Annotated in this window: 16 protein-coding genes; 10 read left to right on the forward strand and 6 right to left on the reverse strand. The window is 58.5% G+C overall.

Annotated features, from left to right (window positions below):
- The 3 genes from RIN49_RS19410 to RIN49_RS19420 all read left to right on the forward strand — a co-directional run.
- The coding region (locus RIN49_RS19410; protein WP_309121800.1) for a VOC family protein at positions 1–648 on the forward strand (648 nt) is incomplete at its 5' end.
- Positions 645–1,253, forward strand: coding sequence for an alpha/beta hydrolase (locus tag RIN49_RS19415; protein WP_309121801.1), 609 nt, complete (start codon positions 645–647; stop codon positions 1,251–1,253). The genes RIN49_RS19410 and RIN49_RS19415, both read left to right, overlap by 4 nt.
- Positions 1,250–1,861 carry a flavin reductase family protein gene (locus RIN49_RS19420; protein WP_309121802.1) on the forward strand — a complete coding sequence of 204 codons (612 nt, stop codon included), beginning with the start codon at positions 1,250–1,252 and terminating at the stop codon, positions 1,859–1,861. The genes RIN49_RS19415 and RIN49_RS19420 overlap by 4 nt, the downstream gene beginning before the upstream one ends.
- A gap of 43 nt (positions 1,862–1,904) precedes the next feature.
- Here the strand turns inward: RIN49_RS19420 and RIN49_RS19425 are convergent, their stop codons facing one another.
- Positions 1,905–3,017 (reverse strand): Gfo/Idh/MocA family protein, encoded by a 1,113-nt coding sequence (locus tag RIN49_RS19425; RefSeq protein WP_309121803.1) that lies wholly within the window; start codon positions 3,015–3,017, stop codon positions 1,905–1,907.
- A gap of 73 nt (positions 3,018–3,090) precedes the next feature.
- Here RIN49_RS19425 and RIN49_RS19430 point away from each other — a divergent pair, with 73 nt between their 5' ends.
- The 4 genes from RIN49_RS19430 to RIN49_RS19445 all read left to right on the forward strand — a co-directional run bounded on the left by RIN49_RS19430 (position 3,091) and on the right by RIN49_RS19445 (position 7,854).
- Positions 3,091–4,128: a helix-turn-helix domain-containing protein gene (locus RIN49_RS19430; RefSeq protein ID WP_309121804.1), complete on the forward strand. Its 1,038-nt coding sequence runs from the start codon at positions 3,091–3,093 to the stop codon at positions 4,126–4,128.
- A gap of 190 nt (positions 4,129–4,318) precedes the next feature.
- Positions 4,319–4,669 carry a hypothetical protein gene (locus RIN49_RS19435; RefSeq protein ID WP_309121805.1) on the forward strand — a complete coding sequence of 117 codons (351 nt, stop codon included), beginning with the start codon at positions 4,319–4,321 and terminating at the stop codon, positions 4,667–4,669.
- 138 nt (positions 4,670–4,807) lie between these two features.
- The gene (locus tag RIN49_RS19440; protein WP_309121806.1) at positions 4,808–6,427 is read left to right on the forward strand and encodes a hypothetical protein; all 1,620 of its coding nucleotides are present in this window, start codon (positions 4,808–4,810) and stop codon (positions 6,425–6,427) included.
- Between the two features lie 221 nt (positions 6,428–6,648).
- Complete coding sequence (locus tag RIN49_RS19445; protein WP_309121807.1) at positions 6,649–7,854, forward strand: MFS transporter; 1,206 nt, start codon at positions 6,649–6,651, stop codon at positions 7,852–7,854.
- A 42-nt stretch (positions 7,855–7,896) separates the two neighbouring features.
- Here RIN49_RS19445 and RIN49_RS19450 read toward each other — a convergent pair whose 3' ends face one another.
- Positions 7,897–8,649 carry a YheC/YheD family protein gene (locus tag RIN49_RS19450; protein ID WP_309121808.1) on the reverse strand — a complete coding sequence of 251 codons (753 nt, stop codon included), beginning with the start codon at positions 8,647–8,649 and terminating at the stop codon, positions 7,897–7,899.
- Positions 8,650–8,888: 239 nt separating this feature from the next.
- Between RIN49_RS19450 and RIN49_RS19455 the strand changes: the two genes are divergently transcribed.
- Positions 8,889–9,209 (forward strand): hypothetical protein, encoded by a 321-nt coding sequence (locus RIN49_RS19455; protein WP_375295266.1) that lies wholly within the window; start codon positions 8,889–8,891, stop codon positions 9,207–9,209.
- Between the two features lie 99 nt (positions 9,210–9,308).
- Here the strand turns inward: RIN49_RS19455 and RIN49_RS19460 are convergent, their stop codons facing one another.
- The gene (locus RIN49_RS19460) at positions 9,309–9,593 is read right to left on the reverse strand and encodes a hypothetical protein (protein WP_309121809.1); all 285 of its coding nucleotides are present in this window, start codon (positions 9,591–9,593) and stop codon (positions 9,309–9,311) included.
- 292 nt (positions 9,594–9,885) lie between these two features.
- Between RIN49_RS19460 and RIN49_RS19465 the strand changes: the two genes are divergently transcribed.
- Together RIN49_RS19465 and RIN49_RS19470 are read left to right on the forward strand one after the other, a co-directional pair.
- Entirely contained in the window at positions 9,886–10,611 is a 726-nt protein-coding gene (locus RIN49_RS19465; RefSeq protein WP_309121810.1) for an N-acetyltransferase, read from the forward strand.
- A gap of 2 nt (positions 10,612–10,613) precedes the next feature.
- Positions 10,614–11,714: a DegT/DnrJ/EryC1/StrS family aminotransferase gene (locus RIN49_RS19470; RefSeq protein WP_309121901.1), complete on the forward strand. Its 1,101-nt coding sequence runs from the start codon at positions 10,614–10,616 to the stop codon at positions 11,712–11,714.
- 36 nt (positions 11,715–11,750) lie between these two features.
- Here the strand turns inward: RIN49_RS19470 and RIN49_RS19475 are convergent, their stop codons facing one another.
- The 3 genes from RIN49_RS19475 to RIN49_RS19485 are packed head-to-tail and all read right to left on the reverse strand — an operon-like array spanning position 11,751 to position 14,775.
- On the reverse strand, positions 11,751–12,767 hold the full coding sequence (locus RIN49_RS19475) for a glycosyltransferase family protein (RefSeq protein ID WP_309121811.1): 1,017 nt from the start codon (positions 12,765–12,767) through the stop codon (positions 11,751–11,753).
- 47 nt (positions 12,768–12,814) lie between these two features.
- Positions 12,815–13,828, reverse strand: coding sequence for a glycosyltransferase family 4 protein (locus RIN49_RS19480; RefSeq protein ID WP_309121812.1), 1,014 nt, complete (start codon positions 13,826–13,828; stop codon positions 12,815–12,817).
- Positions 13,825–14,775: an NAD-dependent epimerase/dehydratase family protein gene (locus RIN49_RS19485; RefSeq protein WP_309121813.1), complete on the reverse strand. Its 951-nt coding sequence runs from the start codon at positions 14,773–14,775 to the stop codon at positions 13,825–13,827. Before RIN49_RS19485 ends, RIN49_RS19480 begins: the two co-directional genes overlap by 4 nt.
- Positions 14,776–14,950: the final 175 nt, after the last annotated feature.

Consider the following 14,950-nt stretch of genomic DNA (forward strand, 5'->3'; position numbering starts at 1 on the left):
GCGATTCCGTTCGATCGGCACGAACGGTTCGGCGAGACGTATCTTCGCTTCAAGGACCGGGACGGTCTCCAGCTGGAGATCGTCGCCCGCGAAGCCGGGTCGCAGAGCCGTTGGTCGTTCGGCGGCGTCTCGACGGAGCATGCGATCAAAGGCTTCGGCGGCGCCGTGCTCTACAGCATGGCCCCCGAGAAGACGATGCATACGCTGCAGCATGTCATGGGTCTCGAGCGCGTCGGCGAGGATCAAGGGCTGGTTCGTTTCCAAGCGCCCGGAGAGCTTGGCAATCTGGTGGACGTCAACGCCGTCGTTATGGGCCGAGGTCATGGCGGCGCCGGCACGGTTCACCACATCGCATGGCGGGCTAAGGATGTGCCGGATCAAGAGCAGTGGAGAAGCCACGTCGCCGAGCAAGGATTTCAGCCGACGCCGATCGTGGACCGCCAATATTTCACCGCGATCTACTTCCGCGAAGAAGGGGAAATCTTGTTCGAGATCGCGACGGACCCGCCAGGATTCGAACGAGACGAACCGTTCGAGACGTTGGGCGAGAAGCTGATGCTTCCGGATTGGTTCGAGCCGCATCGCGAGCAGATCGTGCAAGGCCTGACTCCGTTCGAGGTTCGCGTGTTGAAGGAGGATGCGGAATGAAGCATCTCTATCGGAAGGGGAGCGACCCCTCCGCTCCGACGCTGCTGCTGCTGCACGGCACGGGCGGCACCGAGCAGGATTTACTGCCCCTCGCCAGCGAAATCGACGCTTCCGCTTCCGTCTTGAGCGTGCGGGGCAATGTGTCGGAGAACGGCATGCCGCGGTTTTTCCGAAGACTGGCCGAAGGCGTGTTCGACGAAGCGGATCTTCTCGCCAGAACGCAGGAGCTGCATGAGTTCGTCGACGCGGCCGCGGGCGAGTACGGGTTCGACCGGAACAACGTGGTCGCCATCGGTTACTCTAACGGCGCGAACATCGCCGGCAGCTTATTGTTCCATATCGAGGGTTCCCTAAGAGGCGCGATATTGCACCATCCGATGGTGCCTCGGCGGGGCGTGGCGCTGCCGGACTTGTCGGGGACGCCGATCTTCATCGGAGCGGGACGGAACGACCCGATCTGCACGCCGCAGGAGACGGAGGAGCTTACGGCCCTGTTGGAAGAGGCCGGAGCCGCGGTGGCCGTCCACTGGGAATATGCCGGACATCGGCTGACCGGGACGGAAGCGAAGGCGGCGGGCGACTGGTATCGGAGCGTATTCGCATGATCTCTATCGATCCGGCGCAGCGAACGGCCCGAGACAATTATAAGTTGTTGATCGGCAGCATTATTCCCCGGCCGATCGCGTTCGTCACGACGGTATCCGACATAGGCGTGTTGAACGCCGCGCCCTTCAGTTACTTCTCGATCGTATCGAGCGCGCCTCCCATGATCTCCGTATCCGTTCAGCGGAAATCGGGTACCAGGAAGGATACGGCTCGCAATGCGATCGGCGCCGGAGCGTTCGTCGTTCATATCGTAGACGAGACGAACGTCGAAGCGGTCAACCGGACGGCCGCCGGCCTCCCTTCGGACGAGAGCGAAGTGACGTATGCCGCCTTGACGCCCGTGGCCAGCGAGGCGATCGCCGTTCCCGGCGTCCGAGAAGCGAAGATTCGGATGGAGTGCGTCTTGGAGAAGGCGCTGGAGCTTGGGGGAACCGACGCGGAGCCGGCATGCGATCTGTTGATCGGGCGCGTCGTCCGGTTTCACCTCGCGGAAGAGGTGTACCAAGGCGGGTATATTCTCGCGGATCGGCTGCAGCCGGTCAGTCGCTTGGCGGGGAACGAGTATGCCGCGCTCGGCAAGTCGTTTACGCTGGAGCGTCCGCAATAATATATCAAGAAGGGCCCCGTCGATTCGGACGGGGCCCTGTTTTTCAGTCGATCGTCTGGAACGTCTGCGTCTCCGCGGACTGCCTTGCGAGCAAGCACATCCGGGCGCTGATCAGTCCGTCTTCCAAGGTGCTTAGGGACGCCGCACCGGTAAGGATGATGTCCAAAAAGTTGGCCGCCAGCCGCTCGTCGCCGCCGAAGTGGCCTTCGCCGTGCTCGAATTCATAACGGTCGACGCGGGCCTTATGGTGATGGAACACTTGAATCAGGCCGGTCGTGAAATCGAACTCGACCGTGCCCTTGTACCCTAGAAATCTTGCGCCGCGGGAGGCGGCCTTCCGACGGGCGAAGAAGTTCTGCGTGTAAGAGGCATGCATTCCGCCTTCATATCGAATGAGGGCGCTGCCGGAATCCTCGTTGCCGGTGTCCTCGGCGAAGGCGCAGTACGGCCACTTCTCCTCTTCGGCCGTGCCGACCGTGCTCTCGGCGCAAGTCCGGTTTTCCTCGCATTCCATGCACTTCAGCCCCGCCGGCTTGTTCCCCTTGAATACTTGCTTCGAGGTCATGGCCGTCACGGCTACGGCTTTGCGGCCCGCTACATAGTTCAGATAGTCGAAGTCATGCGTCGCTTTCTGAAGGAACAGTCCTCCCGTCTCCGCCTCGTCCCGGTACCAGCTGTGGTAGTATACTCCGCCATACGGTACGTTGTTGACCGCCTGGATGTGCTCTACGGTACCGATCGTCCCCGAGTCGACGATGTCCTTCACCTGCTGCACGATCGTCGTCAACCGCAGCGGGTGAGACACGACGACCGGCGTCGCGTACGCGAGGGAGGCCTCCTTCAGGCGCCGCCAATCCTCCATGGTGGTCGAGACCGGCTTCTCCAAGTAAAGCGGAATGCCGGTCGGGAGCGCTTCGAGCGCATACTGCGTGTGTAAGGAGCACCGAGTTCCGATCATGAGACCGTCCGGTCCGATCGTCCGAACCAGCTCGTCCACGGACGAGAACGTCGGGGGGGCGTCGGAGCCGTCCGTCGCGTCGCCCGCCGCATATCTGGGATCCACGATGCCTGCGATGACGATGTCCGGGTTCAACTTCCGCATCACGCGAATTACGTCCTTGATTCGACTGCCGTAGCCGATTACGCCGATCTTCATTCGTAACATCCTCCATGTCGATGTGGAAAATTTCTATGTGCCTCCATTATAAAAAATCGGAGCTCGCCGGGTCTTGTCGAATCAGCCGTTTTTCTTGCAAAATCGGCTCGTCGACGGACGCGTCGCAATCGAATACAATGAAATCGACAAGCGCATTCGGGTGAGGATGAACGGTCTGAAGGAGGCCCGATGTCCGGTGGACGGGATCAATAAGCCATATTTCAAGCAGTATCTCGAGGGTAGAGTGCGGCTGGAACGCACGATCGTCATCGACGAGCTGGTGACGTTGTTTTATTTCGAGTTTGCGAAAAACTACCGTTTCGAAGGCGAATTCCACGATTTCTGGGAGATGGTGTACGTCGATCACGGCGAGGTAACGGTGACCGCGGACGACGCGCAATGCCGGCTGACGCCCGGAACGATTATCTTTCATAAGCCTGGGGAATTCCACAGCTTCTACGCGAGCGGGGGGACGGCTCCGAATATCGTCGTCGTCTCCTTCTGCAGCGATTCCCCTGCCATGGCCGCTTTCGAACGAGCGGTGTTCCGCCTCGACGACAAGGAGCGGGACTTGCTCTCGGGGATCGTCCGGGAGGGGAAGGCCGGCTTCCGATTCCCGTTCACGTATCCGTTGATTCGCAGGGAGGATGCTCCGCTCGGGTGCGAGCAGCGGCTTCTGCACTATCTGGAGTCGTTCCTGCTGCAGCTGCTGTGCAACAACGCGAGAGGCACCGCGCAAACCGCGCTGCGCTCGCTGCCTAGGGATAAGGAATACCGCTCCTTGGTACAGGCGGTCATCGGGTTCATGGAGCGGCGCATCGACGAACCGCTGACCCTCGGGGAGATCAGCCAAGCGATGCATGTAACGAAGGCGCGTCTGAAGGAAGTGTTCAAGGAGCAAACCGGACAATCGGTCATGCGGTATTTCAGCTTAATGAAGATGGAACGAGCGAAGAAGATCATCCGCGAGGAGGCGTGCAGCTTCTCGGAGGTCGCGGAACGGCTCGGCTTCGCGACGCCCCAATACTTTTCCAACGTCTTCAAGAAGCTGACGGGCGCGAGTCCGTCGGAGTACGCCAGAAGCGTGAAGGCCCGGTCGGAGGACTTTTAGCATGTGGACAAAGTCCGATGTGGATATGTTCATAAGCGGGAAAAGGCGACCGGGCGGGGATGTTCTGGTTAGTCACACCCTGTTGTTAACATTGTGGATAAGTCAAGTTGCCCACGTATTTCCAACATAGCTCGCACGCCGAGAGGGGAACCTATGGTTGTCTGATAAACTAATCCATAGGGGGATCTCCATGAACCGTAAGCTATTGGCATTGGTCGGCGTCGCTTGTTTGTCTAGCTCGTTGTTAACGGCATGCGGGCAAGCCGGAGACGATGGGACCACCAGAGTCAACAATGTGAACGGCTATTCGCAGAACCGTAACGGCGGACTCATGAATCGCGACGGCGTCATGAATAACGGCATGGATCGCGGCATGGTTACCCCGCTCAACGGGACCAACGGCTACCGGAATTACGGGGTCGAAGGCGGCCGGGACGTCGGCGCGAACGGCACGGGCGTGTCGGGGTCCAGCGACGATCTCGGATCGGGCGGCATGGGCATCGGGAACAACCGAGGCATGGGGATCGGCAACAACCGGTAAGAGAACCCTTAGGATCAGCGAAGACAGCCCGTCGGCAACCATGCCGACGGGTTCTTTCGCATAGCTTCCCGCATGGCTTCCTCTCCTTCGGACGAATGGTATAATGGTAGAATCATACAACGAAGAGGAGCTTTCGGCATGAATCGAACGCAAACCGAACACCCCGTCCTAGCGTTCGCGCGCGAGGAATGGAACAGACTATCCGCTCTGCAGCCGCGATCCGAAGGAGAGGAGCTCGTCCTCTGCACGTGGTCCGACCTAGCAGGGCACGATGCGGAACGTCTCTCTCCCGACATCAGGGAGAAGATGAGAGCGTCGACCGGTTCCGACGACTATATCATCGCGGAAGGGGCGGGCCGACTCGTCCTCGCCGGGAAGAACGAACGGGCGACGTTGTTCGCCTTGTATCAATATGCTAGAGAAGCGTGGGGGCTGCGGCGCGCCTATCCGGGGACCGACATCGTCTTCGACGAGGAGGCGCCGATGCGCGCCGCCGCGACGGGCGTCTTCGGGCGCTTCTATTCTCCTCGCTTCGAACGCAGGGGCTTCGTCGTGGAAAACTACAACGACCCGGCGTATGTAAAGCTCCTGATCGATTGGCTGGCCAAGAACGGACAGAACGAAATCTTCTTCACGTTCATGCTCTGGGACGCGGTTCGGGACGAGATCGCTCCGGAGATCGCGAAGCGGGGCCTTCGCGTCACGCTCGGCGGCCATAGCATGAAGTTTTTCACCGATCGCTCGGCGAGCTTCCGGGCTATCCAAGGCGATCATCCGTATACGGCCAAGAAGCAGTTCAATTATAAAGACGAGACTTGGTTTCCGGCGTTCTTCGATCAGATCGCGGCGTATTGCAAGGACGTCCCGAATTTGACGACGCTCTCGCTATGGCCGGAGGATGTGGCGGACAACAGCGGCGCGGGCTTCCTGTCCTCGTATATCCGGTTCACGGAGCGATTGAAGGCGCATCTCCGGGCGGCGGGGATCGAGGCGGACGTCGAGCACATCGCTTACAATGCGGGCCTGTCTTGGGATATGCTCGAACCGGACGGCATCGCTCCTTCCGACGGCGCGGACGTGCTCTTCGCTTATTGGGGACGAGATTACCGATACGGGTATGAGGCGTCTCCGCACGAGAACGAGCATCGGGCAAGGAAGGCGCTGGAGGAATGGACGGCGGCGGTGCGCGGACAAGGGCGCAGGACGACGATCTTCGAATATTACAGCGATCACTTCATGATGTCCTCGCTGTTCCCCGCGCTGCCTAGACGCATCGCGGAGGACGTCGATTTTTACGCGAGGCTGGGCGTCGACGGATTGGTCGACTTGATCGTACCTTACAAGGGCCCGCTCGATTATCCGTGGATTTGGGCGCACGGCTTCAACAGCTTCGTCTTCGCCAGGGCGCTGTGGGGAGAACCGCTGGAGGATATCCTGGACGAATACTACGCCGGGTATCCGGCCGCGGAGCGCGGGAGCGTCCGAGCGATGTTCGAGCGGATCGAGGAGACGGTCGCGGAGGCGACGCGGTGGAACGTGCCCCTGTTTCCCGCCAGAGCGGTGGATGTCGAGCGGGCGGTCGCCGACGCGGAGCAAGCCGATGCCGTCATCGCGATGCTGGGGCGCATCCAAGCGGCGCTCGGGACGAACGCGCCGGAAGGGGAGCCCGCCGGCAGCTACGAGACATACGTCCGGCGCCTGATCGAGCAGTCCGCGGCGCTCGAGAAGCAGTGGCGGAAGAAGCGGGAGTCGCTCTAGCTCCCGTTGCCCGCCGCGTTCGTTCTTGTTATGATAGATTGTATTGGATGTAGGAGGTGCTCCGAGTGACGCATTCCATTCGATTGAGGTAAGGCTAGAAGCGCGGCGAATCGGCTCGATCATTTTTCAAGAAAGAAGAATGTGCGGGTTTATTTGAGCTGCGATTTTCGTCCGTTCCTATCCCAATCGAATCCGAATGAAACCAAAGGAGAACCTACCCTATGCAATCGCAATGGAAGAAATCGTTCGCGTTCATCTTCAGCGGACAAATCTTTTCGATATTAACTTCGTTCATGGTTCAATTCTCGATCATCTGGCACCTTACGGAAACCACGGGTTCGGCCGCGGTGCTGATGATCGCCGGACTGGCGGGATTTCTGCCGCAAGCGGTGTTAGGTCCGTTCATCGGCGTCTGGCTTGACCGCTGGAACCGCAAGCGGACGATGATCGTCGCCGACTCCGTCATCGCCCTCTCGAGTTTGCTGTTAGGCGCGTATTACTTATGGGGGGAACCGAGCTTATGGGTCGTGTATGCGATCCTGCTGATCCGTTCGACGGCGTCGTCCTTCCATGCGCCGGCGTTCCAAGCGGCGATCCCGCTGATCGCGCCGGGGGAGCAGTTAACGCGCGTGGCGGGCTGGCATCAGCTGGTGTTCTCTTCCTCCAGCGTGCTCGGGCCGGCGCTCGGCATCGCGGTATATTCGGCGACGTCGCTCGGCACCGTGCTGCTCTTGGACGTGGCCGGCGCCTTGCTCGCGAATCTGATGCTGTTGTTCGTCAGAATCGAGCAGCCGAAGCCGGAGGCCGTCCAGTCGCCATCGTTCCGGAAGGAATTCAAGCTCGGCTGGGAGTCGTTCGTCGCGGCGAAGCCGATCGTCTTCCTCTCGATCGCCATGGCCGTGTTCAGCGTCGTGTTCATGCCCCTCGCCATGCTGTTTCCGCTCATGACGCTGTCGCACTTCGGCCGCGGAGGATACAGCGCGAGCGTCATCGAAGCCGTCTTCGGCGTCGGCATGATCTTGGGCGGCGCGTTGTTGTCCGCCTTCGCCTCGAAGTGGAAGGACACGACGTATATGAGCCTCAGCTTAGTCGTAATCGGGCTGACCTGCGTCGGAAGCGGAGCGATCGGAAACGAGGCGTTCGTCGCCTTCGCGGTTCTTTCGTTCTTCATGGGCGCGGCGGCGCCTCTCTTCAACGGGCCGTACATGGCGATGATCCAGAAGTCGTTCGAGCCCGAGAAGCTGGGCCGCGTGCTGTCGATCGTCACGAGCATCGGACTGCTGTCTTCGCCGATCGGGCTGCTGCTGGCCGGACCGGTCGTCGATCGCTTCGGCGTGCAGACCTGGTTTTTCTGGTCGGGCATCGTCGTCGTGCTGATCGGCGTCTTGATCTACGCCAAGTTTTATCGCAATAGGGAACAAGCGTAAACCATCGAGCCCCGAACTTTACCGTTCGGGGCTTCTTCGATGTTATTTTCGGTAATTCACGATCTTTCGATACGCCTTCTCGCTCAGCTTCCGGAACAAGGAGAGGGAGGGGGTGAAATTCGCTTCGATCAGCCACACCTTCCCGTCGCGGTCGATGCCGATGTCCATGCCGACGGTGTGGATGTAACGGTAGTGCCGGCTAAGTACCTTCGCGCTGACCAAAGATATGCGATCGACCTCCTTCAGGATGCGACGCCGCCTCGCGGCGGTGTTGCCTTTCAAATTCGAGCGGCGCAGGGCGGACGTTACCTTCGTCACTTTGCCATGGCTTCGCCGGACATTCGTAATGATGTAGCCTTTGCCCGCGACCTTCGCCAAGCGGCCGGTTATTTTCCAACGGGACGAGGACGTTTTCTTCCGCTGCACCATCACGCGCAGGTCGAAGGGGCGGCCTTGGACTCGGGCTAAACGGATGTACCGCTGCACGAGCAGTCCCTTGCCCTTCGATTTCCTGCGAATGTACCGATTCGCCGCCGAGCGGCTCGAATACGTCTTCTTCTTTCGCTTATACCGAATTTCGATCCGGCCGGAGGACGAGCCGCGCACGCGCATCACGCCTTTGCCGCCCGAACCGTGGACCGGCTTCACGATGACCCGGCCGTATCTCGCCAACAGGCGCTTAAGATTCACCTTGCTGTACGGCTTCGACTTAGGGATATGCGAACGTAAGGAGCTTACACTTCTTACGATGCGATACTTGTTCCACTTACTCTTGCTTCTTCCGCGCTTGGCCATAATCCGCCTCCCGATCCCTCGGACCCGAGGGAAGACTTGATGGCAGTATATGGACTCCGAGGAGGATAGTATGGACGGCTGCCTTCGCGTTACGAAATAGGCGGGTAGGGGAGACGGGGACGGGCCCCTTCGGTCGGGCGGTGCAGGCGAAATTGTACTTCTTCGGCCAAATGGCGTACCATACAAGGTATGGTTCATGCGTTCATGGGCATTCCTAATAGAAAGAGGAGCGTGGTTCGTTGAGAAGAAACAAACCGTTGTCGATGGAAGATCTGCTGAAGGAGTTAAAGGGAGAGAACGCGCCGCAGGAGGATCCGAATTTCGTCTCGTTGGAGCAGTTGTTCAACGAGAAGTTTCTGCGCGGTCATTCGAGCTTCGAGAGCTTCGAAGCGTTCCTTGCGAAGGGGAACTTCCAGGCTAGAACGCACGAGGAAATCAAGAACATCGAAGGCGAGCTCTTCGACCGTTATATCGCCCGGGAGACGGATTTCCGCGACTGGAAGCAGATGTTGGAGGCGGCGAAGAAGGAGCACGAGGCGTCTAAGGGGAAACCGTCGTAAGGAATGGTTTCGAGGGCGCCGTCGGGGCGCTCTCTTGCATTCGTCGGCAGAAAAGAACCACTGCATGCGCAGTGGTTCTTTTCGCGTTCCATCGGATCTTTACGTGACAGGTTCGAACGGAAGGTTCTCATAGGCTTCCGTTAAAGCTTCGCGTTCTTTATCCTTGAACTTCTTGTTGAAAAGGATGTACTGAACGTAGTCATCCCCCGCCACTATTTCTTGAATTTCGAAGCCCCCTTGGGCGAGAGCGCCCAATACGTCCGCTCCCCCGTAGCCGATCGGGGAAAATGCAGGATCTTGGAAGCTTGCATCGTACCCGATCACCGTCTGATTCGGCGACGTCGGGTCTACCGTGACCAACACGTATGCCGGTTGTTTAGCCATAGTCCCACTCCTCTACTTTCAAAAAAATTGAGATTCTCGCGCTATCTCTCGTTAGACGGCTTGCCGGGATTCACCCCCTTCCGAGTTACGCTTGCTGTTACGTTATGAAAAAGAATTCATATGGTGATAGGTAGAATGCATACTTGTCAATAAATTCCGCCAATGGAACTATATTGATAATGGGTGAATCGTACTGGACAGGAACCGCCACTCATTCGCGTCTTTCTCATATAGTGATAAGCAGGAAATCGAGTTTTCCTCATTCTATGAAAAGGGAGCGTGAGATGAACACATGGTCGATGAGAGCTTCCGGATCCCCGTATCGGCAAGAATCGGCCGGCATGTCGTCATCGAAGAGGGCGTGATTCTCGGCGAGAACGTCCGCATCGGACATCATTCCGTGGTACTGGCCGGAACCGTGATCGGTCATGACGTCACGGTCGGCTGCAATGCGGTGCTTGGATGCCAGCCATACAACAATGCTAGAGTTACGCACAAGGTTTCAAAGCAAGAAGGGCTAGTGATCGGGAACGGCTGCCGGATCGGCAACGGCGCCGTCGTCTACGCCGGGACGGTATTAGAGGAAGGCGCGATGGTCGGAGACTTGGCGAGCATCCGCGAAGGAACGCGCATCGGGAGTTCTACCGTCGTAGGGAGAAGCGCGACCGTCGAATGCCGTACGCGCATCGGCAGCCGCTGCCTCATCCAAACGGGGGCTTATATTACCGCCGATATGATCATCGAAGACGACGTCTTTATCGGGCCGGAGGTGTCCACGTCCAACGATAAATATATGGGGAGACAGCCCTATCAACTGGCGGGTCCCCATATTAAGGAAGGGGCCAGCATCGGGAATAACGCGACGCTGCTGCCTGGGATCGCGATCGGCCGAGGGGCGGTCGTCGGCGCCGGTTCCGTCGTCACGCAGGACGTGCCCGATCACGTCACGGTCGTCGGCGTACCCGCGAAGCCGCTGCCCGCGAATCGGAGCGGAACGCCGAAGGGGGGGCAATCATGAACATGAACATTCCTTTAATCGATTTGCGGGCGCAATACGTTTCGTTAAGACAAGAAATCCGGAGCGCGATCCACGCCGTCTTGGAGAGCGGGATCTACGTTTCCGGTTCGGAGGTGCAGCGCTTCGAACAGGAGACGGCCGAGTTCGCGAACGCCAAGACCTCGGTGTCCGTCGCGAACGGAACCGACGCGCTCATTCTCGCGTTGGAGGCGTGCGGCGTAGGCCCGGGCGACGAAGTCATCACGTCTCCTTATACGTTCTTCGCGACGGCGGAGGCCATCGCTAGAGTCGGCGCGCTTCCGGTGTTCGCGGATATCGATCCCGACACTTACAATCTGTCTCCGGAGAAGGCGGAAGCCAAGATCACCTCCAGAACGAAGGCGATCATCCCCGTGCACATCTTCGGTCAGCCGGCGGACATGGACGCGTTCCTCGCGATCGCCCGGCGGCATCGGCTGTACGTCATCGAGGACGCCTGCCAAGCGTTGGGCGCCGAATATCGCGGGAAGCCGGTCGGCGGCCTCGGACATATCGGCTGCGTCTCGTTCTTCCCGACGAAAAACTTGGGCGGGTACGGCGACGGCGGGATCGTTCTGACGAACGACGAAGAGATCGCCAGGAACGTGCGCGTGCTGGCGAACCATGGGAGCACTCGGAGGTATTTCCATGAGACGGTCGGTTATAACAGCCGGCTTGACGAGCTTCAGGCGGCGATCCTGCGCGTAAAGCTGACGAAGCTTCGGGAATGGAATCGGCTGCGGCGGGAGAAGGCGGATTGGTATACCGAGCGGCTGCGGGAGACGGGGGTTAAAGTCCCTTACGCGACGCCCTCGGCGAGCCACGTGTATCATATCTATACGATCGAGGTTTCGAAACGGGATGAGCTGTCGACTTATTTGAACGGGGTCGGCGTGGCCACGGGGCATTACTATCCTTGTCCGCTGCATCTGCAGGAAGCGTTCGCGAGTCTCGGATATAAGAGAGGCGACTTGCCCGTCGCCGAAGCGGCCTCCGAGCGCGCCTTGGCGTTGCCCATGTACCCGGAATTGACGGCCGAACAGCAGCAATATATCGTATCGCACATTCGAAAATTCATGGACTGAAAAGGACCGCAGCTCGAGGCGCGAGCTGCGGTCCCTTTATGTTCCCGATATCGCATGGTACACATTCAACAAGCGCGAAGCCGTATTCTCGAGGGCATGATGACGTTCCACATAGCGGCGGCCGTCCATTCCGAGCCGGCTCCACCGTTCCGGCTGCATCAGCAGGCGTTTCAAAACGTCGTAGATCGTCTCCGGATTGGCGTTCACGATCGGAAGGCCGGGCGGATACGTGTCGAGCAGATCGTCGCGAATATAACAGATTACCGGCTTCCCCATCGCCATCGCCTCCATGCTCAGATTGGCGTAGGAGCCGATCAAGAGCTGATCGACGACGACGGCGGATTCCCGATACAACCGCATCGCCTGCTCATGGGGAAGCTTCTCGATCAGACGGAAGCGGAACGGCACGCCTTCCTTCCGCAACCGTTCTACCGCGGATAAGAGATACGCCGTACCCTTGACCTCCCGGTTCGACGGGGCATGAACGACCAGCGGTTCCGGTTGAGGGGGCGGATAGAAGGGTTGGATCCGTCCCGTCTCGATCGCGCGAGGAACGATATGGACGTGTTTGTAATACCCTTCGACATAAGGCAGCAGCTCGCGGTCCGGAACGACGGCATGCTCGATCGAAGAGGCGAGAACTCGAAGGTTGCGGCGGATGAGCGGTTCCGGCCAAATTTTCTTTACGCGAACGTAAGGATTGTTAAAGCTTCTGGCGACCGAACCGATGCGGACGTCGGAGCCGCGGTGCTCCGCGACCATGGTTTTCCCCATCCGGGCAAGGATCTTGAGATCGCTCTTATCGGGGAGGAACGTCTCCCCGAAGTGGAAGTGGAACACATCGTACCGATCGACGGCTTCCTTGAAGAACGCCTTGCGAATCTCGACGCTTTCGGACGGAGGATACCGATCCAGGTTCAAACGGATATCCGCCAGATAGTCGTAATACCCGGCGGAGTGAAAACTGCAAGAGGTCGCGTCCACGCCTTGGGCGCGAAGCGCGCGGGCCGCTATGCCGATCCCGATTCCATACGGCAGGTGAAGCACTCTCACCGGACATCCCCCTATTCTTCCCGTCGTCTTCCGGCCGGTTTCGCGCCTTACAATTGACGATAAATATCGATTAACATGCCGGAGACCCGCTCCAGGCTATGATGCCGCTCCACATAACGCCTCCCGCGCCTCCCGAGCTCCGCCCAACGCTCGGGACGGCGAAGAAGATCTCTCAGCGCTTCGTAGATCGTATCCGGGTCGGCGCTCACGATCGGGAGATCCGGAGGGAACGTATCGCGGAGATCTTCGCGGATATAACAAATGACGGGCTTCCCCATCGCCATCGCTTCGATGCTTAAATTCGCATACGATCCGATCCGAAGCTGATCGATGACGATCGTGGCTTGCCTATACAACCGTTGGGCTTCGAGATGAGGCATCCGTTCGATGAGCTTGAAATCGAATTTGTAGCCTTCCCTACGCAAGCGGCTTACGGAGGACAAGATATGATCGGTGCCCTTAATCTCCCGATGGGACGGAGCGTGCACGACGAGCGGCGGGGAGTCGGGCGACGGGTAATCGGGAATGTACCGTTCGGTATCGATGGCGTAGGGGACGATATGAACCTTCTTATAATAAGGCGCGACGTAGGGCAGCAATTCGCGATCCGGAACGATGGCATGCTCGATATAAGCGGAGAGCCGTCTCAGATTCGCGCGAATCTTCATCTCGGGCCACGTCGGCTTGACTCGGACATGCGGATTGCCGAAGCTTCTCGCGACGGACAGCATGCGCGCTTCCGAGCCGCGATGGTGGACGATCATCTTCTTGCCGCGGTCCCTAATGATTTTCAGGTCGCGCTTGTCGGGGAAGAACGTCTCCCCGAAATGAAAGTGGAAGAGGTCGTATGTCTCCAACGCTTCCCGAAAGAACGCTTCGCGTACCTGTTTTCCGGCTCTGTACGAATATTCGTCCACATGCATGCGAAGGTCCGCCATGTAGGCATAGCGGTGGGATCGCAAACTGCAAGAGACGGCATCGACGCCTCGGGCCCGAAGCGCCTGGCTCAATACGCCGATGCCGATTCCATAGGGAAGGTGCAAGACCCTCCACGAACTCATGCCTTCGGCCGCCGCGCGATCGTTTCGGCTACGCCGCGCTCGAAGTCCCAATCGAACGACATGCCGATTCCTTTGATCTTCGCGTTGTCGATATCGAAATGTTTAATATCGCCGGGCTTCCAGTCGGCATACGCGATCGGCAGATCTTCTCTTTGCAATAGGCGCAAAATGAGCTCCGCCAGCTCTTGGATCGTTATTTTCAAGCCCGACGCGCAGTTGTATATTTCTCCGTCGGACTGCGGATGGCTCGCCGCGAGCAAATTCGCTTTGACCACGTCCCTCACGTACGTGAACGATCTGACCTGACTGCCGTCGCCGTATACGATGGGGGATTGGTCGTTCAACACCCTTCGAATGAAGATCGAGACGACGCCGCCGAAGTCGTTATCTTCCTGCCTCGGGCCGTATACGTGGAAGTAGCGGAGAATCGATATGTTCATGCCGTATAAGCGCCGAAACACTTGGCAGTACTTTTCGGCGGCTAGCTTACTGGTCCCGTAGAACGACACCGGCTCGGTCGGATGTTTTTCGTCCTCGGGGACGTATACGGGCTCCCCGTACACCGATCCGGTCGAAGCATGGACGATCTTCTTCACCCCATGCAAGCGCGAAGCCTCCAGCACGTTGAAGGTCCCCTCCGCGTTCGTCTTTAAATCCAATCGGGGATTCTTCATGCACACGGTGTTCTTGGACACGGCTTCGTGGAATACGACCTCGACGCCTTGAAACCAATCGACGATCCCTTCGAAATCCGTTACGTCGGCCTTCGCGACCGTAAGAAGCGGATGATCCTTCACGCCGCCGAGATTCTCCCATTTTCCTCCCGAGAAATTGTCGAGACAGACGACCTTCACATTCATCTCCAACAATTGTTCCACCAGATGGCTGCCGATGAATCCGGCTCCTCCGGTAACGAGCGCCGTCTTATAGGGGAAACGTTCGATCAACTGAAAACACTCCTTTGCCCCTGATCTGATTTTTACTATTGGTATTCAACGAGGAAGGCGGGAGATATAGTCTTTTACTCATTTCATGGAAAATAGGCCGGGTTTCAAAGATTGCTATAAGCGTCTAATTTATAGGGTTCGGTATAAACAACCATGGCTTCCATAGTTTTGCTTA

The sequence above is a fragment of the Paenibacillus sp. genome (assembly GCF_031177825.1).
Lineage (GTDB): Bacteria > Bacillota > Bacilli > Paenibacillales > YIM-B00363 > Paenibacillus_AE.

What these genes read in the sequence shown, in the direction of transcription:
- RIN49_RS19450 (WP_309121808.1), bottom strand. Translation starts at nt 8,649, where the DNA reads ATGGCCAAGCGCGGAAGAAGCAAGAGTAAGTGGAACAAGTATCGCATC.
- RIN49_RS19465 (WP_309121810.1), top strand. Translation starts at nt 9,886, where the DNA reads ATGGTCGATGAGAGCTTCCGGATCCCCGTATCGGCAAGAATCGGCCGG.
- RIN49_RS19460 (WP_309121809.1), bottom strand. Translation starts at nt 9,593, where the DNA reads ATGGCTAAACAACCGGCATACGTGTTGGTCACGGTAGACCCGACGTCG.
- RIN49_RS19425 (WP_309121803.1), bottom strand. Translation starts at nt 3,017, where the DNA reads ATGAAGATCGGCGTAATCGGCTACGGCAGTCGAATCAAGGACGTAATT.
- RIN49_RS19420 (WP_309121802.1), top strand. Translation starts at nt 1,250, where the DNA reads ATGATCTCTATCGATCCGGCGCAGCGAACGGCCCGAGACAATTATAAG.
- RIN49_RS19480 (WP_309121812.1), bottom strand. Translation starts at nt 13,828, where the DNA reads ATGAGTTCGTGGAGGGTCTTGCACCTTCCCTATGGAATCGGCATCGGC.
- RIN49_RS19415 (WP_309121801.1), top strand. Translation starts at nt 645, where the DNA reads ATGAAGCATCTCTATCGGAAGGGGAGCGACCCCTCCGCTCCGACGCTG.
- RIN49_RS19440 (WP_309121806.1), top strand. Translation starts at nt 4,808, where the DNA reads ATGAATCGAACGCAAACCGAACACCCCGTCCTAGCGTTCGCGCGCGAG.
- RIN49_RS19470 (WP_309121901.1), top strand. Translation starts at nt 10,614, where the DNA reads ATGAACATTCCTTTAATCGATTTGCGGGCGCAATACGTTTCGTTAAGA.
- RIN49_RS19445 (WP_309121807.1), top strand. Translation starts at nt 6,649, where the DNA reads ATGCAATCGCAATGGAAGAAATCGTTCGCGTTCATCTTCAGCGGACAA.
- RIN49_RS19435 (WP_309121805.1), top strand. Translation starts at nt 4,319, where the DNA reads ATGAACCGTAAGCTATTGGCATTGGTCGGCGTCGCTTGTTTGTCTAGC.